Raw genomic sequence first — 21,040 nt, 5'->3', positions numbered from 1 at the left:
GAGTTAGCACCATGAGCGACAACATCTTCACCGGCTGCATGCCCGCCCTGATGACCCCTTGCACCGCCGAGCGCCAACCGGACTTCGACGCCCTGGTGGCCAAGGGTCGCGAGCTGATCGACATCGGCATGAGTGCCGTGGTGTATTGCGGCTCCATGGGCGACTGGCCGCTGCTCACCGAGGCCCAGCGCCAGGAAGGCGTGGCGCGCCTGGTGGCGGCGGGTGTGCCAACCATCGTCGGCACCGGTGCAGTGAACAGCCGTGAAGCCGTATCCCACGCAGCCCATGCCGCTAAAGTTGGCGCCCATGGTTTGATGGTCATTCCCCGCGTGCTGTCCCGAGGTGCTTCGGTCACTGCGCAAAAGGCCCACTTTGCAGCGATCCTCAACGCGGCCCCCAACCTGCCGGCGGTGATCTATAACAGCCCCTACTACGGTTTCGCCACCCGCGCCGACCTGTTCTTCGAACTGCGCCGCGAACACCCGAACCTGATCGGCTTCAAGGAGTTTGGCGGTGCCGCCGACCTGCGCTACGCCGCGGAAAACATCACCTCCCAGGACGACGATGTGACCCTGATGGTCGGCGTCGATACCCAAGTGGTCCACGGCTTTGTCAACTGCAACGCCACCGGCGCCATTACCGGCATCGGCAATGCACTGCCCCGCGAAGTGCTGCAACTGGTGGCCCTGAGCAAAAAGGCCGCCAAGGGCGATGCCAAGGCGCGTCGCCAGGCCCGTGAGCTGGAAGCTGCGCTGGCGGTATTGTCGTCGTTCGACGAAGGCTGCGACCTGGTGCTGTATTACAAGCATTTGATGGTGCTCAACGGCGACCAGGGTTACGCCCTGCACTTCAACGAAACCGACGGGCTCAGCGCTGCCCAGCGACGCTATGCCGAGCAGCAGTACGCACTGTTCCGCCAGTGGTATGCCAACTGGTCGGCAGAACAGAACGCCGCTTGATTCTTTGTAGGAGCGAGCTTGCTCGCGAAGATCGTTAACGATAACGCGCTCACCCTGAATGAACGCGTTGTAGGCACGTTTTTCGCGAGCAAGCTCGCTCCTACAACACCTCTTTTGTTTTTCAGGATGCCCCCATGACTCTGACAGGCAAGCTGCTGATCGGTCAGCAATCCATCTCCGGCCATCGCGATGCGATCCGGGCGATCAACCCCGCCACCAACACCCCGCTGGAACCCGCCTACGCTGGCGGGGATGAGCAGCACGTCGAACAGGCCTGCGCACTGGCGTGGGCCGCGTTCGACGCTTACCGCGAAACCACCTTGGCAAATCGTGCCACGTTGCTTGAAACCATCGCCACCCACATCGAAGCCTTGGGTGATGAGCTGGTCGAACGCGCCTGCGCCGAAACCGGCTTGCCTCGCGCACGCATTGAAGGTGAACGCGGCCGTACCTGCGGCCAACTGCGCGCTTTTGCCCGCACCGTGCGCCTGGGCGAATGGCTCGACGTGCGCGTCGATACCGCACAGCCCCAGCGCCAACCCCTGCCCCGCGCCGACCTGCGCCAGCGCCATATCGCCCTCGGCCCCGTCGCAGTGTTCGGTGCCAGCAACTTCCCTCTGGCCTTCTCCGTGGCGGGCGGCGATACCGCATCGGCACTCGCCGCCGGTTGCCCGGTGATCGTCAAGGCGCATAACGCGCACCCCGGCACCAGCGAGCTGGTGGGCTGCGCCATCGCCCAGGCGGTGAAACATTGTGGCTTGCCGGAGGGTGTGTTTTCACTGCTCTACGGCGCGGGTAACGAGGTGGGTATCGCACTGGTGAGCGACCCGCGCATCAAGGCCGTGGGCTTTACCGGTTCGCGCAGTGGCGGCATTGCCCTGTGCCAAGCCGCGCAGGCACGCCCGGAGCCGATCCCGGTGTTTGCGGAAATGAGTTCGATCAACCCGGTGTACCTGTTTTCTGCTGCGCTTGAAGCCCGCAGTGAAGCCTTAGCCGAAGGGTTTGTGGCTTCGCTGACCCAAGGCGCCGGCCAGTTCTGCACCAACCCTGGCCTGGTGATCGCCCTGCAAGGCGTCGCTCTGGACCGCTTTATTCAGTCTGCCAGTGACAGGCTCTCGCGTTGCTCGGCCCAGACCATGCTCACACCGGGCATCTTCAACGCCTACGAAACCGGTGTGAAGACCCTGGCCCAACACGCCAACATTGCCGCCAACGGCTTGCCAGCAACCGGGCCGAACCAGGGCCAGGCCCATTTGTTCGTGACCCAGGCCGAGGCGTTCCTGAACAATGAACACCTGCAAGCCGAAGTCTTTGGCGCCGCCTCGCTGGTGGTGCAGTGCCGCGATGTCGAGCAAATGCGCCAGCTGTCCGAACACCTGGAAGGCCAACTCACCGCCACCCTGCAAATGAATGACACCGACCTGCCACACGCACGGGCACTGCTGCAGGTACTGGAGCGCAAGGCTGGGCGCCTGCTGGTCAACGGCTGGCCGACTGGCGTAGAAGTGTGCGACGCCATGGTGCATGGCGGGCCCTTTCCGGCGACTTCGGATGCGCGCAGCACCTCGGTGGGCACGGCGGCGATCCTGCGGTTCCTGCGCCCGGTGTGTTACCAGGACTTCCCGGACGCCTTGCTGCCCACTGCCCTGCAGCACGACAACCCGCTGCGGCTGCGGCGCCTGCTCGACGGCCAGCGAGAAGCATAACCATGGCCGAACCCAATCAAGCAGACATCGTAGTAGTCGGCGCCGGCATCATCGGCGTCGCCTGCGCCTTGCAGTTGGCACGCCAAGGCCGGCGAGTCGTGGTGGTCGACGCGCAGGCACCCGGCATGGGCGCCTCCTACGGCAACGCCGGCCACCTGGCGACGGAGCAAGTCTTCCCCATCGCCGACCTGTCGATCCTCAAGCGCTTGCCCGCCATGCTCCTGGACCCAATGGGCCCGTTGCGCCTGGACTGGGCCTACCTGCCCCGCGCCCTGCCCTGGTTTATCCGCCTGCTGCTGAACCTGCGGCGAGCACCTTACCAACGCACCGTGGCGGGCCTTCGCGCCTTGAACGAAGGCAGCCTGGGCGCGTGGCAACGCTTGTTGCAATCGATTGGGCAAGCGCAACTGCTGCGCGAAGACGGTTCGCTATTGGTGTATGAGCGCGCCGAATCCCGCGCTGCACTGGATGCAGTGCAGCGCCGCATGACTCAGCAAGGCGTCGCCGTGGACTTCTGGAGCGGCGACGCAGTGCGCAAGGCTGCGCCGCAACTGAGCGACGCCCTACAAGGCGGTTTGTTCTTCCCGGCTACCGGGCACTTTCTGGACCCGTACACGGTGGTTGGCGAACTGGTGAACGCGGCCAAGGCCGAGGGGGTGAAATTTCTTCAGCAGCGGGTTCTGGATGCGCGCCTGGAGGGCAGCGGCGTTTCCCTGATGACCGACCAAGGCGTACTGACAGCGCAGCACGTGCTGATCGCCTGCGGCGCCCACTCGGCCAAACTCACCGCTGCACTCACCGGCAAACAAGTGCCACTGGACACCGAACGCGGTTACCACCTGATGCTGCCCCACGAACAACAGCGCCTGCCATTCGCGGTCACGTCGCTGGAGCGCAAATTCATCATGACGCCCATGACCGGCGGCCTGCGCCTGGCCGGCACGGTCGAATTCGCCGGCCTCGACCGCCCGGCCAATATCCAACGGGCCTGGCAGTTGCACCGGTTGAGCAAAGGGCTGTTCCGACATGACCTGAGCGACAGCGAAGCCACGCCCTGGATGGGGTTTCGCCCGTCCCTGCCCGACTCGCTGCCGATCATTGACCGGGTGTGCGAGGGCAAGGTACTGCTTGCGTTCGGTCACCAGCATCTGGGGCTGACACAAGCAGCGGTGACGGCCGAACGGGTTGGGCAGCTTGCGGCGGGTGAGCGGGTGCCAGAGCTACAGCCTTATCGGCTGGATCGTTTCTGAACCATGCTGTTGTAGGTGCGAAATGTTGAATAACGCATCAGCCGTTTCTTGAATTTCATCGCGCATCCATAGTTTGTGCAACCAATCGGCGGGGATAGCCTGGACGCCATAATACGCCCCCGCCAGTTGCCCAACGATTGCGGCAGTAGTGTCTGCATCATCCCCAAGGTTGGCGGCGGTGAGTATCGCGTCAGCAAAGTTGGAGGTCTGATCGAAACACCAGAATGCGGCCTCCAGCGAAGCCACCGCGTAACCTGAGCCAACGATTTGAGCAGAGGTTTTATCGCGATAATCGCCAGAGGCGATAGCCTTGACCTTAGGGGCCGACAGCACAGTGTGGGAAAAGCTCAGCACCTGCTTCTTTGGAACACCGCTCAGGGCATTGCTGATAGCCTCGGCCAGCAGCAGGCAGCACTCGATAGCCTCCTGCGCGGCATGAGTAGTTCGCGAGCTTTGCTCGGCAAACAGGTGGATGTGCGCCCTATCTGGAAAGTAAAACAACACCACAGGTGCGAGGCGCATCATTGAACCATTGCCGGCCGAATACGGATGCGTTGAGCCCGCAAAAGCGTTGCCACTTTGCTCAAATTGCTCCAGCGCTTCGCGAACCGTCATGCCGATATCAAAACACTCTCCGGTAGAACTCAAGTAGCCCCACTTCCACCAATTCAGGTAACGCCCCATCTGGTCCACCGCGTCAAAACCGCCTTTGCGCAACAGGCTTTCGGCCAGACACAGTGCCATGGACGTATCGTCAGTCCATTGGCCAGGCTTGAGACTAAACGGACCGCCGCCTAGCATATCCGTCACGGGAGAAAAGCTGCCACGGGGCATGAATTCAACGGTCGTCCCTACAGCGTCGCCACACGCCAGCCCAAGTAGGCTGCCGCGATAACGATCCAAAAGCGTGATGTCCATTGCCACTCCTTGTGAAAATCTTTCTACACACGCCAGGCTACTTGACCAACCGCTTCTCCTTCGAGGGGCGATAGCCGAAATACGCGCTGTAGCATTTGCTGAAATGGCTCGGCGAGACAAACCCGCACGCCACCAGCACATCCACTTGGGATAACTCGGTGTGCTGCAACAGGCGTCGCGCCTCAGTGACGCGCAGTTCCATGTAGTAGCGCTGCGGCGTGGTGCCCAGCTGTTCTTTGAACAGGCGCTCCAGCTGACGGCGGGAACGGCCGGCGTAGACGGCGAGTTGATCGAGTTCCAGGGGTTCTTCGAGGTTGGCGTCCATCAACTTCACCACCTCGCGCAACGGCGCGCTGACACACATATTTTCAGTGGGTTTGATACGGCGGTAGCGCGACTCTTCGAACGCCAGGATATCTTCGATGCCTTCGACCAAGGCTTTGCCATGCAGGCTCTTGATCCAGTCCAAGGCCATATGGAAAGCCCCCGAGGGGCTGGACGCGGTGAGGCGGTCGCGGTCGATCACGTAGGGCTCGCTGGTGACCTGCGCCGCCTTGGACACTTCGGCCAATGCCGGGCGATGTTCGGGATGGATGGCACAACGGTAACCCTGCAGCAGCCCCGCACGCCCGAGGAACCACGAGCCGTTCCACAAACCGGCGAGTCGCACGCCCGCTTCACCCGCGCTGCGCAGCCAATGGATAAATGGCTCGCTGGCCTTGAGTTCGGTACGAAAACCACCGCAGATCACCAACAGGTCCAAGTCCTGCAAGCTCGCCAGCATCAGGTTCGCATCCGGGCGAATGACCAGGCCCAGGTCGCTGATGACTTCGCCCTCACCCCAGCCGAAGGTGCGCGTAGCGAACAGATCGGGGCGCAACAGGTTGGCGGTCACCAGCGTATCGAGGGTCTGGGTAAACGCCGGCAAGGAGAAGTGTTCGAGCAGCAGGAAACCGACACGGGAGACCGAGGTTGATTGCTGGGGGTTATCACTGAGGTAGCGCAGGTTCTTGCCTTGCATGCCACCGCTGAACTGGCGTCTTTCCATCGAGGGTCGGCCCATGCTTATTGTTGTGCAGTGGGCGCTATCTTAGGGGCAAATGCCGTGTCTGTCTCAGGTGGCGCTCAAGGCGTGCACCGGCCATGGCGCTGATCTTGATAAAAGCTGTTCGCTTGAAAAGCCACGGCCCAGGCGCTGCGCGGTGATCTGATACGGTTTTTTCTTTTCGATCTGCGCCTGTATTGAAAAGCCCTTAAGGCGGACAATAGCCCCATCCCGACATTCCTGTCGTCCCCTTCCCCTCGGAGGCCTTATGACCAAGATGGCAATTTTCCTGTTTGGCTTTTTGGTGTTGACCATTGGCATCGGCATGTTGGCGACCATCTCGCCGGTCTAAGCCCGCATTAGTGTGGCGAGGGAGCTTGCTCCCGTGACGGCCTGACAGCCGACGCCTATCTCCATGACACCCTGCAATCCAACTGTGGGAGCGGGCTTGCCTGCGATGGCGGCCTATCAGCCGACACTTCTCTACCTGACACCCCGCGGTCCAAACTGTGGGAGCGGGCTTGCTCGCGAAGGCGGCCTGGCGGTCAATACAGTTGGATTGTGTACATATCCATTGCTGAGGTAACGGCCATTTAGGGTTCCGCCTGACGGCGGGTCACTTTCGAAAAGCGCGAAAGTAACCAAAGCGCTCTTGCCCCACCCCTCGGCACCTCGCCTAGGCTCGGTGTGCCCGTAATCCGCCAGTGATTTGAGGGGCCGCCGCCACGCGCCATCCATGGCGCGGGGCGGCTAAACCGGCATCCCTGCCGGTTTACCCCCCAAATCCCTGTCGAATTCCGGCCAGCGGGGTTTAACGGGGCGCTTCAGATCAAAAGCAGATCAAGAGCAAGAGCAAGAGCGACTCGCTTCGCATCGTGGTTACCTACGCCACCTCAGCCCAAAAACAGCATCGGATACAGTGACAACACCAACAGCCCGGCCATGGACCAGTTGAACATCCGTAACCAGCGCGGCTCACGCAACAGGTTACGCAAGCCGCTGCCACACCCCACCCACACGCACACACTCGGCAGGTTGACCACTGCAAATACCAGGGCGATCACCAGCACATTGGTGACATAACCCTCGGCCGGCGTGTACGTGGTGATCGCCCCCAGCGCCATGATCCAGGCCTTGGGGTTGACCCACTGGAAGGCCGCCGCACCGAGGAAGGTCATCGGCTTACCGTGTTCATCCGGGTTGTCAGACATGCCGCCCGCATTGGCAATCTTCCACGCCAGGTACAACAAATACGCGGCGCCGACATAACGCAACAATGTGTAAGCCCACGGGAACAGCTTGAACACCTCGCCCAAGCCCAGCCCCACACAAATCACCAACAGCATGAAGCCGATACTGATCCCCAGTGCATGGGGCATCGAACGGCGAAAGCCGAAATTCACGCCTGAGGCCAGCAACATGGTGTTGTTGGGCCCTGGGGTGATCGAAGAGACGAAAGCGAACAGCACGAAGGCTGATAACAGGCTGGTAGACATGAACATGGCGCGGCATCCAAGCGGTGGTGATGTGCCTGCGACAGTAGTGGGTTATGGCGCGCTGCGCCCCGTACAGCTAGGGGTGTATCGAGGCATACACTTGCACAGCCTTCATCGAGAAGTTGCGCTTACCGAGGCGCATCCGGAACCGGTGTGGGAACCTGCCATGCCGGTTTTTTGCCCTCCTGACTGTCGAAAACACGCCGAGCCTTACGAAAGTCCTCCACGTTTTCCACCACCCAGGTCCAGATAGGCGACATGCGAATCAAAAGCTCTCGGCCCAGGGGCGTCAGCTCGTACTCGACGCGGGGCGGAATCTCACCGAACTCGCGCCGAACCAACAGGCCGTCGCGCTCCATGGCGCGTAGGGTCTTGGTCAACATGCGCTGAGTCACACCTGTCATCTGCCGTTTTATCTCGGCATGACGCATCGCACCGTACACACCCAGCGCATGCAGAATGCCCAGTGACCAGCGGCTACCGGCGTGAGCCAGGACTTCACGCCTGACGCCATCGTCCTCTTCCCTGAGCGATTGGCAGATAACTTCTGCCTGGCTGAGCGTTTCATGATCGGTCATTTCTACCCCTGGTATCACCCGTGTGCCTTCTTATGAGCGCTGCCGAATCGTGCCAGCATGGGCTCATCTTATCGCCAACAGGTCTGCGGAGAAATCATGCCTGAAATGACCCCACTTCCCTCTCAATCGATCCTTGTTCTAGGTGCCGGCGAGCTCGGCCTGCCGGTTTTGCGCAACCTGGCGCGTGAGGCCAAACGCGCGCCCGGCTCCGCCCTCAGCGTGTTGCTAAGGGAGTCGACCATCAACACGCAAGTGCCCGAAAAAAAGGTAGAGATCGATGAGCTGCGCGGCCTGGGCATTCAGATGGTCGCCGCAGACCTGGTGAACGACTCAATCGATCAACTTGCCAAGGTCTTCGCACGCTTCGATACCGTGATCGGCTGCGCGGGCATGGTCGCGGGCCGAGAAACCCCGATGAAGCTGGCGACCGCCGCGCTCAAGTCCGGCGTGAAGCGCTACTTCCCGTGGCAGTTCGGCGTGGATTTCGAAGTGATTGGCCGGGGCAGCCCCCAGGATCTGTTCGATGCTCAGCTCGATGTGCGCGAGTTGCTGCGCGCCCAGGACAACACTGAATGGGTCATCATCTCGACAGGCATGTTCACCAGCTTCCTGTTCGAGCCGGTGTTCGAGGTCGTCGACTTCGACAACAACACAGTCAACGCCCTGGGCAGTCTGGAGAACAGCGTGACGCTCACCACGCCAGACGACATCGGCACGCTGACAGCGCAAATCGTGTTCTTCGAACCGCGCCTGCGCAATCAGATTGTCTACCTCGCCGGCGACACCGTGACCTATGAGCAGGTTGCGAGCATGCTGGAGCGTGTTCTGGATCGCCCGTTCAAGCGCAACGTGTGGACGGTTGACTACCTCATGCAGGCACTGGAGCAAGACCCCACACACCACATCAAGAAGTACCGTGCCGTATTCGCACAAGGTAAAGGTGTGGCCTGGCCTAAGGCGGTTACCTTCAACGAGCAACAGTCGATTCCGGTCACCACTGCCGAGCAGTGGGCTCGGGAAAACCTTGCAGACCATTGAAAGTCGGATTGTGAGGCCAGCCGTAAAGGCTGGCACAGGTGAAGGGACGGTTAGCGGCTTTGAGCTTCACGCTGCTGCCCAGAGGTATGTTGTTTTTTTACATACTTTCGCGACCTGAGCTCGTATTGATGGTGAATAAACCAGGCGACCAACAACAACCCGGTGACGCCAAAAACCAAGACCAATAGCTCTAGCGCAGTACCTTCATGTGAAAACATCTTTCGTTCCTCGTCCTGAAGCCGTGTGACCGAAAAACAGCCACACCGAAATTATTTGTAATAATTCAAACATTTTCAGGGTAGTCGGCAAAAGTTCAGGTGACAACCCCCAATCGGGCTATAACCCTTGATCTAGACGTGTCACTCGTCGAAAAACAGGTAAACCACAGGCAAAAAAAAAACCCCGTAGACGCTAATCTACGGGGTTTGCGCGAGCTTATTTGCTGCCAGAAGCGTCCTGCTCGACCACCATATCCAACACGTAGACCGTCGAAGGGGCATCCGCTGGCGGATTCTTCCATTCGTACTGCTTGACCCGCAACACAGTGCGCACGCCGTCATGATGCACAAAGCCTTCGATAGGCTGGTACAGCGGATGCCAGGTGTCTTGGGTCGCCAGTTGCAGGCCTGCGTCGTCATAGCGACGCTCGCGCACTTGCAGGCATTGATAGTTCGGGATCAAAGGGTGGCTGCACTTGACCGTCTTGGCCGCCACTTCCAGAAACTTGACCTCACCCTCGCTACCGTAGCGGGTCTGCGGGGTGGCCTCACCTTGCAGCTTGAGCACCGAGCCGTCCGCTGTCGTCAGTTGCAGCATCGGCGCCATGTTGTCGCCGGTGATCACCGCGCGCAGATCGCCCTTGAACAGGCGCCCTACTTGGGCGTCAAGGTCCATCAGGCTCTTGTCACAGGCCATCAACGTAGAGGCCAGTGGCTGCACCTTCACAACCCCGTCCTGATAGCGATAGCCGCCGAACTGCCGATTGCAGCCGCCGCTGATGCTCAGGTTTTTGTCACCGAAGGCAACGCGCAACTTGCGCTCGATGCCTTTGTTCATCGCCACAAGAGGCTTGCCCGACGCATCCGTTGCCGAGACCAGGCTCCAGTCGTAAGCAGATAAGGTTGGCTGGGCTACAGCGGCTGAGGTAGTTGGCATCGAAGGTGATTCTTCATGGCTTTTGGAAGGGGCGGCACAGCCTTGGATGAGTGCAGCACACACGGCTACAAGAAGAATTTTTTGTTTCATGGGTCACTCTGTCAGCTTTGATGAGTGCGGGCGTTATCTTGCGCTGGCAGGATAAGCGCGCGGCTAAAACGGCGTGAGGAGGTCGCTTGAGACCTTACTGAGCCTAGACCCAATGCGTGCTTGGCGGACCTCGTCCTTGGCCGATAGCAATCGGACATCATTTGCTTCGATCAGTTTCACGCAATGAGGGCGACGGCGGTAATGATTCGTTGCGTTCGATGGGCGCAATTCTGTACTCAGTTGCCTATACCTGTAGCTTATCTCAAGGATGTACCGATGCCTCGGCCAAAAGCAGTCAGTCATAACCGGCCGGCTGCCCTTGATGTAGCTGTGTTGTCGCCCTATCTTATTGGCATTCATGGAGGATTCTGACTGATGCCACGTGTGGGATTGATACTGACACCCGGTTTTGCGGACTGGGAATACGCTTTCATTGCTGGAACTGCGTCTGCGTTTTACGGGATCGACGTCAGGTTTTTCGCTTCTGCTACGGGGCAATTTCGCTCGCAGGGTGGATTGGCGGTAACGGTCGATAGCAGTTTGCAACAATGTCTGGACTGGAAGCCGGACGTTGTAGTCGTGATTGGAGGAATGGTCTGGGAGCGTGCAGAAGCACCCGATATTCGAGAGTTTCTTCATGCGAGCCGTTCAAATGGAGCGACAATTGCCGGTATCTGCGGGGGAACGCTGGCACTTGCCAGGGCCAGCCTTCTCGACACCGTTGCTCATACATCGAACAGCGCTGACTTCCTGCAACAGAATGCCGTAGGTTATGAGGGGCGCGCGCTTTATCGAAGCAGTCCAGTGGCTGTGGTTGCAGACCGCGTCATCACTGCTCCAGGCCCTGCACCCGTTAGCTTCACCTGCGCAGTGTTCGAAGCTGCCGGGCTATCTTGCGAGACCACTTCTCAATTCAGATCAATGTTGGCAGCGGAGCATCGGTGACTGCGCCGCCTTACAAAACAGCCGGCTAGGTGATGTGTTCGAGTGGCCGCCCATGGACAATTTTTGCCTGTTATGAACGGCTGAAATCGCCATTCAAGAAACCGGATCCCGAGAACGTCTTATCCAAGAATACTGGAAGGATTTAGCCTCGACTTGATGGCTTCGCCGCCGATAGCTGCCCAGATCAGCGCTGTGGCAATAAGTACAATGTTGGAGCACCTGAATCTGTTCAATACTCACACCGCTCGCCACCAAGTGGCGCAGCGCATATTTGCGTAGATCAAACCAGGCTTCATTATGTGTGATCTCAGGTTCGACCCAAGGCGCACTTGCCGGTGGCGCACGATGGTGGGTCCACGGCGCAGAATCGTTTTGCCAGAGATGGCTGTCGGCATGTTCAATATCTTCGACAAACTTCCTGCTCACCTCATAACAACAAGGGCCGATAGATGGGCCTATCGCTATTCTCAATCCCGTAAGAGAAGCACCTTCTTTCTCTAGCCGGCTGATCGAATGACCGAGAATGCCTGCTTTCAAACCCTGCCATCCGGCGTGGATTGCCGCTACAAGTGGTTGATCAACCGAAGCAACCAGAACCGGCAAGCAATCGGCAGTGATGATCGCTATCGCACCCTGGGCTCCTCTCGAGAATAGTGCATCGGCGACAGGACGTTCATCTCGCCCTTTCCCGTCAGCATCGACGATGTGCGTACCGTGAACCTGAGCACAGTAAAGTGTTCCTTCCGGCAGCGTTAAATTTCCCGAAGTCTCGAAACCGTGGTCCACGCCAGGGATCTCGAACAGCAACGAAGACAGGTAGGTCATGGAGCAGATCCTATCGATGGCAATCCGGGTACCGGCATATCATCCGTAAGAGGAATGGGTCAAGTTCGCATAGAACTCTGTGTTCCGGATGAGGTGAGCGCACGTTTAACGGCGTCTCAAATTTGCTGAAAAAAGGCAGGGTTGCGCAAACGATCCGAAAAATTGCGGAAGCGATGACTAAATCGAAGGCAATAAAAAACCCCGTAGACGTTAATCTACGGGGTTTCTAAGAGTGGAGGCCGAGGTCGGAATCGAACCGGCGTAGGCGGATTTGCAATCCGCTGCATAACCATTTTGCTACTCGGCCTCAAACGATCAATGCCCTTGTTGCTGACATTCACCGCATACAAACTTGAGTGGGCTATGTGAAGCTTGCCTCTACTCTAACTCATTGAATACATTGAAGTTTTTAATGCTTCGTTGCGTTCGATGGGCGCCATTATGTACTCATTTGCCTAGGCCTGCAACCCCTTGATTTCAAAAAATATTCTGCCTTGGCATCAAGGGGTTGCGCGTCTGCCCTACTCCTTCACCGTGTGGATTTGGTAGTGCGGGTCGGCCTTGATCTGGGCCTCGGTGAAGGGCAATGGGCGCAGTTTTTTCTGGGAGAAGGCTTGGGTCTGGTCCTTTGAGTAGGCGGACGCTGGGTTGCTGGACTCGGAGAATGCCAATACGCCGAGCGCGTTGGGGCCTTTGTCGTCGAAGGTGACGATTTGCAGGTAGCTGGTGCCGCTGACGACTTCGCGTTTGCCGTCGGCACGGGGCACGGTTTGCATGGCGTTGTAGATGCCCAGTTCTTGCGGGCCGCCGTGCATTGGGGTTTGGCCGGAAACTTGGATATCGCCCCAGCGGGTCTGGCCCAGTTTGCCGACCTCTGCGCTGGAGGCCAGCATGGCTTCGCGCAGGGCTTTGGCGACCGGGGCGCGGTCGATGGCGAGGCCGCTTGGGGTGGTCAGGGGGTGGGCCGGATCGAAGGCCACGCGCCAGGCGTCGGGGAGTGGCTGCAAGTGCTGCATCAGGTTGATGAAGTGCACCAGGCCTACGCCGCTGTCGAGGTTGGCGCGCTGGTCCCAGTTTTTCAGGCTGGTGCACAGCGGTTGCAGCGCATTGGCGTCGGTGCCGAGTTGGTTGGCGCAGAATGTCAGCAAGTCCGGCATGACTTGGCCTGCCAGGTACACCTCGTTGTCCATGACCATATTTTGCAGGTCGGTGATGCTGATCGGCTGTTTCTCAAGGGTTTGCAGGCGCTGGAGCGCGAAGCGCGCGCGCGGGCCGAGGCCGATGTGATCCTGGCTGATCACCGGCGAGAAGCCACTCAGCGGGGCCTTGGGGTTGGCCATCCAGGCAGAATCATTGGAGTGCTGCACGTAGTCGGTGCGTTGCAGTTGGGGCAACTGGTCGGCCGGGAAGATACCGGGCTGGGCCGCGCGCGGGTCGATGTCCCAGGCGCAGGCGCTGTGGGCGCCGTCGAGCACGATCATTTGCAGGCCGGCCCGTGGGTCGCTGCAGGTTGCCAGCTTGGCGGCGCTGACGTTGGGCACCACCGACAAGTTCATGTACAGGCTCTGGCCCTGGTCATCGGCGGCCAGGGTGTTGACCCAGGGGATACCTTGCAGGGTGTGCACCGAGTTTTGCAATTCCTTGAGGCTGCCAGCGCGGTTCATGGCGTACCACTGTTGCAGCACCCGGTCGTTGCCCAGGTTGGCGTCGCGCAGGCTGAAGGCGTAGTGGCTGTCCCAGTCGAGCTTGCCGGGCCATTGCACCACGGGGCCAAACTGCGAGCTAAAGACGGTGTGGCTCACCGCCTTTAGGCTGCCGTCGGCTTGCTTGACCTGTACCGTTACCGCCGTTTTATCCAGGGGGATGGACTTGCCGTCCAGCAGGTAACGGGTGGCGTCCTTGGGGTCGAGGGTCAGGCGGTACAGGGTGAAATGCTTGGATGTGTCCACGGTATGGGTCCACGCCACATGCCGGTTGAAGCCGATGTTCACCACGGGCAACCCTGGCAGTGCGGCGCCCATCACATCCAACTGGCCAGGGATGGTCAGGTGCATCTGGTAAAAACGCATGCCGCCCACCCAAGGGAAATGCGGGTTGGCCAGCAGCATCCCACGGCCATTGAATGAGCGGTCACGGCCCACGGCAACGGCATTGCTGCCTCGGTCCAGGGTGAAGCGCTGCTGGTTGGTTGCGGCCTGTGCAAAGGCTTTGGTACCCAGTTGCACACTGGCGGTAGCCAGGGGTGGTGCAGCCCCCACCAAGGCTTCGGCGAATTGACCGACGCCCCCTTCTACCAATAGCCTACGGGTCAACTTGACCAGGTCTTCCTTCACCAAGGGCCGTACCCAAGCGGCCTGGCACTGCGCGGGGGCGCCCTGCTCCTTTAGATAACGATTGTAGCCAGCCACGTACCCTTCGATGCGCTGCTGCATCGCTGGCGTCTGGGCTTTCCAGAATGCCGCCACGGCCTCGGGTGTATTCAGCCAGTTGAAGAACACATCACTGGCGAGGTTGTTGCGCTCCTCCAGGGTCGCTTGGTCCGGCCCGAAAAACCTGGCGCGCTGGCCATTGACCGTGGTCACCTCATTGGCCAACAGGCACAGGTTGTCCTGGGCATAGGCGTACCCCATACCCACCCCCAGCCCGCGCTCATCAACGGCGCGAATATGCGGCACGCCATAACTGGTACGGCGGATATCCGCCGACGCCTGCGTCATTTGTTCCCGTGCCGATGCGGCCAGGCTCAGCCCCAGCAACAGCCCTGCCACGCCCACTCTGGACAACCCGTTGGAAATAATCACGCCGACTCCACAGTCAAATTGAACACCCTCACACGGGATGGTTACCCCACCGTAAGAACGCACATCGACCGGAATAATTTAGCCGCACACGGCTGTATATCGTCAGCGCTTGAAAAGTGACAAACCCGATACCGACAAATTTTCTACATCCGTCGTTTCATGATTTGCGTCACTCGTTCGTCTTATTACTCAAGAGCACCATCTTTTTCCTGATCAGGCTCTGAAAAGGAGTTTTTGCATGTATAACCCTCAAGTGCCCACGGATGGACATTCAAAGGCCACAGATACTCACTTTGGCAAAGGCACACAGGCGTTCGGCAACGCGCCCGAACAGCAGGGCAACCAGCGCATCCGCCATTTGCTCAAGTGTTTCGGTTTGCGCACCAGCCTGATCCGGCTGAAGGTCATCGACGCCCTCCTCACAGCCGCCGACAACCAGCGCACCCTCGGGGTCCGCGGCGTGCACAGCCACTTGCTGGAGCTGGGCATTCCGTTGTCGTTTCTAAGCGTGCGCGAGGTGCTCAAGCGTCTGTGCAGCGAGGGCGTGATCACCCTCAACGCCGACAAGAGCTACAGCCTCCATGAAGAGGCTGCCAAGGTCCTTGAAAGCCGTGCCTGACTGACGCCCGTCAGAAGTTAGGCTTGACCTTGCGGCGCATGATGCCGTTGATCACCACGACCACCACGGCAATCGCAATCGCCAGGTACTGAAAGGTTTTTTCGCTGATCACGCCTGTGTTCTGCAGATAAGACAGGCCGAACATCGCCCCCAGTACCGCCAGGGCAATCAGAAGCGAGTATTTCAAGCGTTGCTTTTGGGTCATGACAAGTTCCTGAACTTGAGAATGTATCCACTGTGTATCGCCGCGCATGCCAAGCACATACCCAATTCTGGGGATGGCACGGGGTCGGCGGGGTCTTATGTTACAGGCGATCAATAGTTTTGGCTTGTCCGGCGCCTGACTGACTCTGTAAGGCTCCCTTGAGGATCATTAAATGCTTCGACGACTCGTGCTGCTAGTTCCCCTTCTGATCATGCTGAGCATCAGCGGCTGCTTCTTCTTCCCGCGCGGCGGTGGTTGGCATGATCACCACGATGACGGCGGCCGCGGTTACGAACGGCGCTGATCCCCTCCATCAAATTTACCTGACCCTACGTAGACACTGCGTGCGGCAAGCTGGGCAGCCCAGCATTGCCGCCACGGGCGGTACATATTCGTAAATAACATTTCAGCGGGCCTGCTCGGAACCTTCCGACGCTTTCACCCCAATTATCCGAGGCCCAACTAAGGAAGAATCATCCCTCGGATTACCATCAGGACGCCTGGGCCAATGCAATCGGAATAACTCACTTGCTGACAGGTATCGCCCACCCTCGCCTGCGCCGAGACGTCTGCGTCGATGAAACCACCCAGGCTTCTCACACCCCACAAATCTCACCCTCGGCCCAAACGCCTTCTGCTCCTGAGGTAGAGGCTATCGTGCCGGCCAGCGCGACTCGCTCTGACCTGATCAAGGGCCTGCAAATAACTGATCAACGCCTATTGCTCAATCAATACCAGCAACTCAATCAGGACATCCAGGCACTGCTGCTACGCCAGCCGACGCTCAGCAGTGTTATCGAGCAGCAACTCGCCCGCAGTTTAGGCATTACGCCTCCCCTGGACGTCTCGTCGCTGTATGTACACCGCTATCACACCGATGAGCAGGGCCAGCGCACGTTGGTCTCGGTGGAAGGCATCACCGAGGCGCTATTCAAGGCGTTGCGCCAGCTCAAGACATCTCCCGACGCTGAGCCCTCGACCAGTACCGTCGGCATGGAAGTCGGCTTTTACCGCAGCGATTCGCCAAGCGAAAGCACCCAGCAATTGCAGACTCGCGACACCCTGCTTTCAATTGCACAAACCATCGAAAAACAACTGCCCCTGAGCCTTGCCCGATTCTGGACCGAGCCACGCACGGGCGAACCCAACCCTGAGTCCCCCCAAAACGAGTTGCTGGCTATCCACCGAGAGATGCTCTCCACTCTGGCGGCCTTGGGAGTGGAAGACGGTGCGTTGACGCCCGCAGCCAAATCTTTGATCGACAAGGCATTCGAATACCCGACCCTGGAGGCTCGGGAACGCGCGATGAAAGAGGGAGACCGGCCTGGCGTCTACCCGCTCAAGCTCGAGGTGCCACGCCCGGCCGGCAGCCTGTTGGCGGGTGCCTTCCTGATCACCAGCAGCGATGGGTCGTCAGCGACACGCCCATTCAATAGCGCGCAAACCGATCGGACCCTGCTGCCTGGCCAACAGCAAGGGCTGACCGTGCTCTACACCCCCCGCGATGGCTACGAAACATTCGACAGCCCGGCCAAGGCACTTGCGGCACTGCGTCAACGCATCAACGACGACCCCGATGCCGCGCAGCAATTACTACAGAGCCTGCCTATAGAAGTTCAGCGGAGCTTGAAAGATGACTGGCAAACTCATCTGAGCCAGAACCTCTCCCCGGTGAAGGTTGACGTGATTGCAGCAGGTGTACCGCAATTGTTGGAGCGCCAGCGACAACAGGTGAGCAACGAACTACAAGCGCTATATGACTCGCAAAGCCAAGAACCGATATTAGTAGACCCTTGGCGACACCTGTTGACTGAGAGAGGCCTGCATGAAGCCGCCGACCTAGGGTGGCATTTCGACGGCGATAACGCCTTGTTGACGCGCACGCAATGGCTGGACAGCCGATCACACAATCAGGACGCTCGCCAGGCGCTGGACCAAAGCCTTGGGAACCAGAAAAACTGGCAATACCTGGCTCAAACACTCAACGAGTCCATCCAGACATTGCCGGAAAAACCCACAGCGCGGGACGTGTCGGCCATTTTGAAAAAAACGCCGATGAATATCGCGCCAGACTCCGGCCATTACCAATCCTATATACGCGCACCTGGCATGTCCGTAAGCGTTGAAGCGTTCCTCACTGAAAACGGCTTGCCATTGCCCAAGACCCTCGACGACCTACTGGCCTTGGCGCAAACCGCGAACGTTCGAGCGCAGCAGCACCCCTTGGGCAATTTCGCAGGCGCCCTGTCATGGCCACTGCCCCTGAGTGTTGAAAACCAACGCGAACTGTTCAACGTGGTCGCATGCAACAGCGCCGGCCTGGAGGGCTTGCCGTTGCAAAATCCCAGCTGGGGCGCATTGGACTACCTGGCCAGCGCCGTATCGCTGTCGCCAACCGACATGCAAGACCCCGCCAAAGCGCTGGAAAAACTGCTCGGCTCGCCCCGTTACAAGGCCTTGGGCGAAGCGATCCAAAACAAGATCAATGGCATAGCCACCCACAGCAGTATCAACGATTACGTATTGGCGGCGATCCATTTGGGGCTTGATCACGAGTCCATCGACCACCCCAGTGGAAGCCGTGTCGCAGGCTTCGATCTCGCTGCCGATACATTCTGGAACAAGCCGCCCTCAGACATTATCAGCGCCCTGGCGGAGCACCTGAGTACCAGCGGCAAGACCTCCACGCAGACAGCTGCATTGGGCGCGCGCTTGCTGTTGGGACGTGTCGCCCCTCAGTTCTTGGTCAAAGATATTCCTGCCATCGTCACTGTCGGCAGCATGGCGTGGGCGAATCTGTGCCTGGCAGTCGCCCGCATCGAAGCACAAACGCCTGGCAAGGCTGCGTCGATGAGTTTCGGTGAAGTCATGCTGGCAGCCGAAGACACACCGCCGGCCAGCGAAGCGGTACAGAAAGCGGTGCTGATGGACTGGGCAGTCGCCAATCAAATTACCCATGTCGACCCAAGTGGGGATTACACCCAAGAGAACATCGAATACGCCCGTACGGTGTTCAACCGGCAACTGGATGCTTTGAAAGTCATGTCCGAACGGCTTGAAACACCGATGCCCAATCGAAGGGCCATGGCATTGGCTCTGCTCAAAGAGAAATTCGGCGGTGATATCGATTTTGAAGAAAAATGCCTGCGCATCAACTACGGGCATGAATCCATCGGCCCTCGATTCGGCCCCGCCCATTCAATGCTGGACCTCACCATGGAAGGGATGAAACTCGATGAGTATTGGCAACGCACGGATGGCGCCACAATCAGCAAGCAAACGTTTGACGACTTTGTCGCGCTCACTCGTGATAAAGCTCAATACAACGTTGTGAGCGAGTTCAACAAAAAATTCACCGAGGTCACCAACCTTTACAAAGACATCAACAAAGATCTGGTGATGAACGCTATCACGCACTTGCCTCTGGAGGACCGAACCCAACTTAACTACGGCAAAATCCGGTTCTTCAAAGAAAATTCCTACAGGGTCTCTTACATTCCATTTGTCGGTGAAAAACTGTTCCATTCGAGCGCCACGATTCGAGTGCAAACCGAGCTCAATGGGAAAAAGCAGTCGTACTTGTTTGACACCGAGAAAGGCACCATTCAAAAAACTGGATCACACCCAGCCGACCACAAACCCGTCACTTTCTCGGACGAAGTCATCAGGGTCGAGGAGTATTCTCCTAATCCAGCCAATACCTCTTTCGAGCATGAGAAACCGCTGTATCACGGCAGTAATCAGAACCACTTCCAAAACCATCGAATTCAGGAGGTGGCAGAAACGGTCGTGAAGGGTCTGGGGATCGACAGTGACGCCGTCAGGCGCCTGGCCGAAGGCAGAACGGCCAGGGAACAACAGCGTGACACCCTCACCACGATAGGCGAATTTTTGCTGGATCTTATCCCCCTCAGATCCGCCATTACCCATTTTCGCAACGGCAACATAAAGGACGGTGCCATAGACTTGACGTTTGATTTGTTCGGCTTCCTCACTGCGGGCGTGGCCATGGTCGGAAAGTTGGCAAAAGCCGTCGGAAAAACCGGCAATGCGCTCGCCAAAGTCGCCCGCAGCGGCCGAATCATTGGGGCGACCGCCTTCAGCGCATTCAACCCGCTGGGTGGTCTGGGTGACTTGACGATAGGCGCAGGCAAAGTACTGATGGAAGGTGCAAGCGCCGCCCGCGCGGGTGTTCAACGAGTGCGCGGCATGGCCACAGGCGGTGAGCTGGTTAAAGCGAGCACGCGTTATGAAGCTGCGGCGACGGGCTTGTTCAAAGTCGGTGAGCAACAGGTGCAAGGTTCGGCCATCAAGCACAACGGCAAATGGTATGCCTACGATGCGATGACACAAAAGCCCTACGGCGCGGCCAGGGAGTTTTCCCCGGCGGATCTACTGATGCCGCCCTCGCCTAACCTGCATGATACGACGACGAGCAGCCGCAATGGCGTACGTCATAACCCACTAAGCAGGGCGTCTCGCCCCTCCAAGGCCGTCAAGAGGGTGCCGCTACCCGAGGACGAATACGCGACGAGCCGCAGCACGAACGGTTATCTGGTCCTGGATCATTTCACACCCAATAGAATTAAACAGACACGGGAAAAGTTTGTATTGGAGAAAAGCGGTTATTTACAAGACGCGGCCAAGGGCGAGAGGCCGCGCGCTGCAACAGTGCCTGATATCGAGGATGCACTGACGCCCAACCAGACATTTGAAAAGGCGTTGGAAAATACCGATGTACTGGTGCTGGGAGAAGATCACACTGAAGTTGCAGGCCTGATTGCACTACGCGACGGAATGAAAACATTCCATGAAAAGGGCGTCAGCGCCATTTACCTGGAAGGTACGACACTCGACCCGTATGGCCTGCTAGACGATCGTTCGTTCCGACACGCTCTGAAGCGACGACCCGGGGGTGAAAAAATCTATGAGGAACTGATAACGGAAGCCGAAAAATATGGAATCGAATTACTGCCGCTTGAGCACAAGTTTTTGACAAGGCACTCCGATACTCCTGGCTATTTCGAAGGCCTGGGTAAACTTGATAAAAACTCCCCCGAGTATCTGGCATTGTCCAAGCAACGTCTTGAGGAAGTGAACTATTACGGTGCCAGGCAGATAATGAAAAATGAACTCGGCGGAAAATCCGTGGTGTTGGTAGGCCGCTCGCATATGAATACGGCCGAGGGTGTTTATGGTATCGCGGAGTTAACCGGTGGCATCGGTATTGGCGTCTATCAAAAATCGGATATCGCCCACAGTGGAGGCCGTAAAGCGGGCGCTACCCGTGACACCTCAGTGAGAATATCCAGCAGAGATGACACTGTCGGCGATTTGCAGATTGACATAAAAGCGTAAGCACCGGGTAAACCGTTGGGGCTCGCGCCCCAACGTGGCACGTCGGCTGCTT

The 21,040-nt window shown here is 58.6% G+C and carries 17 protein-coding genes and 1 tRNA gene; 8 read left to right on the top strand and 10 right to left on the bottom strand.

The window, feature by feature from the left end; genetic code table 11:
* Positions 1 to 11: 11 nt before the first annotated feature.
* The 3 genes from CRN80_RS23180 to CRN80_RS23170 all read left to right on the top strand — a co-directional run bounded on the left by CRN80_RS23180 (position 12) and on the right by CRN80_RS23170 (position 3,915).
* Positions 12 to 959: a dihydrodipicolinate synthase family protein gene (locus CRN80_RS23180; protein WP_032897145.1), complete on the top strand. Its 948-nt coding sequence runs from the start codon at positions 12 to 14 to the stop codon at positions 957 to 959.
* A 134-nt stretch (positions 960 to 1,093) separates the two neighbouring features.
* Positions 1,094 to 2,665 (top strand): aldehyde dehydrogenase (NADP(+)), encoded by a 1,572-nt coding sequence (locus CRN80_RS23175; RefSeq protein WP_098951373.1) that lies wholly within the window; start codon positions 1,094 to 1,096, stop codon positions 2,663 to 2,665.
* Between the two features lie 2 nt (positions 2,666 to 2,667).
* A complete protein-coding gene (locus tag CRN80_RS23170) occupies positions 2,668 to 3,915 on the top strand; it encodes an FAD-binding oxidoreductase (RefSeq protein WP_098951371.1) in 1,248 nt (415 codons plus the stop codon).
* Here the strand turns inward: CRN80_RS23170 and CRN80_RS23165 are convergent.
* The 5 genes from CRN80_RS23165 to CRN80_RS23145 form a co-directional block, all read right to left on the bottom strand.
* The gene (locus CRN80_RS23165; RefSeq protein ID WP_098951370.1) at positions 3,886 to 4,833 is read right to left on the bottom strand and encodes an ADP-ribosylglycohydrolase family protein; all 948 of its coding nucleotides are present in this window, start codon (positions 4,831 to 4,833) and stop codon (positions 3,886 to 3,888) included. The two genes, CRN80_RS23170 and CRN80_RS23165, sit on opposite strands and share 30 nt — an antisense overlap.
* Positions 4,834 to 4,870: 37 nt before the next feature.
* Positions 4,871 to 5,854, bottom strand: a complete 984-nt coding sequence (locus tag CRN80_RS23160; RefSeq protein WP_098951368.1) for a GlxA family transcriptional regulator — start codon at positions 5,852 to 5,854, stop codon at positions 4,871 to 4,873.
* A 93-nt stretch (positions 5,855 to 5,947) separates the two neighbouring features.
* Positions 5,948 to 6,205 carry a hypothetical protein gene (locus CRN80_RS30970; protein WP_138183568.1) on the bottom strand — a complete coding sequence of 86 codons (258 nt, stop codon included), beginning with the start codon at positions 6,203 to 6,205 and terminating at the stop codon, positions 5,948 to 5,950.
* Between the two features lie 566 nt (positions 6,206 to 6,771).
* Positions 6,772 to 7,380, bottom strand: a complete 609-nt coding sequence (locus tag CRN80_RS23150) for a LysE family translocator (RefSeq protein WP_044274166.1) — start codon at positions 7,378 to 7,380, stop codon at positions 6,772 to 6,774.
* 122 nt (positions 7,381 to 7,502) lie between these two features.
* Positions 7,503 to 7,952, bottom strand: coding sequence for a helix-turn-helix domain-containing protein (locus CRN80_RS23145; RefSeq protein ID WP_044274169.1), 450 nt, complete (start codon positions 7,950 to 7,952; stop codon positions 7,503 to 7,505).
* Between the two features lie 96 nt (positions 7,953 to 8,048).
* Between CRN80_RS23145 and CRN80_RS23140 the strand changes: the two genes are divergently transcribed.
* Positions 8,049 to 8,990, top strand: a complete 942-nt coding sequence (locus tag CRN80_RS23140) for an aromatic alcohol reductase (RefSeq protein ID WP_098951364.1) — start codon at positions 8,049 to 8,051, stop codon at positions 8,988 to 8,990.
* A 435-nt stretch (positions 8,991 to 9,425) separates the two neighbouring features.
* Here CRN80_RS23140 and CRN80_RS23135 read toward each other — a convergent pair whose 3' ends face one another.
* Positions 9,426 to 10,145: an META and DUF4377 domain-containing protein gene (locus CRN80_RS23135; protein ID WP_256588538.1), complete on the bottom strand. Its 720-nt coding sequence runs from the start codon at positions 10,143 to 10,145 to the stop codon at positions 9,426 to 9,428.
* A gap of 465 nt (positions 10,146 to 10,610) precedes the next feature.
* On the opposite strand from CRN80_RS23135, the gene CRN80_RS23130 reads away from it, so the two are divergent.
* Positions 10,611 to 11,180, top strand: coding sequence for a DJ-1/PfpI family protein (locus CRN80_RS23130; RefSeq protein ID WP_032897123.1), 570 nt, complete (start codon positions 10,611 to 10,613; stop codon positions 11,178 to 11,180).
* Between the two features lie 93 nt (positions 11,181 to 11,273).
* On the opposite strand, the gene pgeF is transcribed toward CRN80_RS23130, so the two are convergent.
* From pgeF to CRN80_RS23115, 3 genes are all read right to left on the bottom strand, one after another.
* Positions 11,274 to 12,005 carry a peptidoglycan editing factor PgeF gene (gene pgeF, locus CRN80_RS23125; RefSeq protein ID WP_098951361.1) on the bottom strand — a complete coding sequence of 244 codons (732 nt, stop codon included), beginning with the start codon at positions 12,003 to 12,005 and terminating at the stop codon, positions 11,274 to 11,276.
* Between the two features lie 233 nt (positions 12,006 to 12,238).
* Positions 12,239 to 12,312, bottom strand: a tRNA-Cys gene (locus CRN80_RS23120).
* 214 nt (positions 12,313 to 12,526) lie between these two features.
* Entirely contained in the window at positions 12,527 to 14,806 is a 2,280-nt protein-coding gene (locus CRN80_RS23115; protein WP_098951359.1) for an acylase, read from the bottom strand.
* 238 nt (positions 14,807 to 15,044) lie between these two features.
* Between CRN80_RS23115 and CRN80_RS23110 the strand changes: the two genes are divergently transcribed.
* Positions 15,045 to 15,425 carry a hypothetical protein gene (locus CRN80_RS23110; protein ID WP_003191568.1) on the top strand — a complete coding sequence of 127 codons (381 nt, stop codon included), beginning with the start codon at positions 15,045 to 15,047 and terminating at the stop codon, positions 15,423 to 15,425.
* 10 nt (positions 15,426 to 15,435) lie between these two features.
* Here CRN80_RS23110 and CRN80_RS23105 read toward each other — a convergent pair whose 3' ends face one another.
* A complete protein-coding gene (locus CRN80_RS23105; protein ID WP_014718591.1) occupies positions 15,436 to 15,630 on the bottom strand; it encodes a hypothetical protein in 195 nt (64 codons plus the stop codon).
* Positions 15,631 to 15,802: 172 nt separating this feature from the next.
* Here CRN80_RS23105 and CRN80_RS31840 point away from each other — a divergent pair, with 172 nt between their 5' ends.
* Both CRN80_RS31840 and CRN80_RS23100 read left to right on the top strand, forming a co-directional pair.
* Positions 15,803 to 15,934 carry a hypothetical protein gene (locus tag CRN80_RS31840; RefSeq protein WP_256557817.1) on the top strand — a complete coding sequence of 44 codons (132 nt, stop codon included), beginning with the start codon at positions 15,803 to 15,805 and terminating at the stop codon, positions 15,932 to 15,934.
* Positions 15,935 to 16,158: 224 nt separating this feature from the next.
* A complete protein-coding gene (locus tag CRN80_RS23100) occupies positions 16,159 to 20,988 on the top strand; it encodes a membrane-targeted effector domain-containing toxin (protein WP_138183567.1) in 4,830 nt (1,609 codons plus the stop codon).
* The last annotated feature ends 52 nt before the right edge of the window (positions 20,989 to 21,040 follow it).

Source organism: Pseudomonas sp. FDAARGOS_380 (assembly GCF_002591235.1).
Classification (GTDB): Bacteria; Pseudomonadota; Gammaproteobacteria; order Pseudomonadales; family Pseudomonadaceae; genus Aquipseudomonas; species Aquipseudomonas salmasensis.
This window is presented reverse-complemented; position numbering and strand designations above follow the sequence as displayed.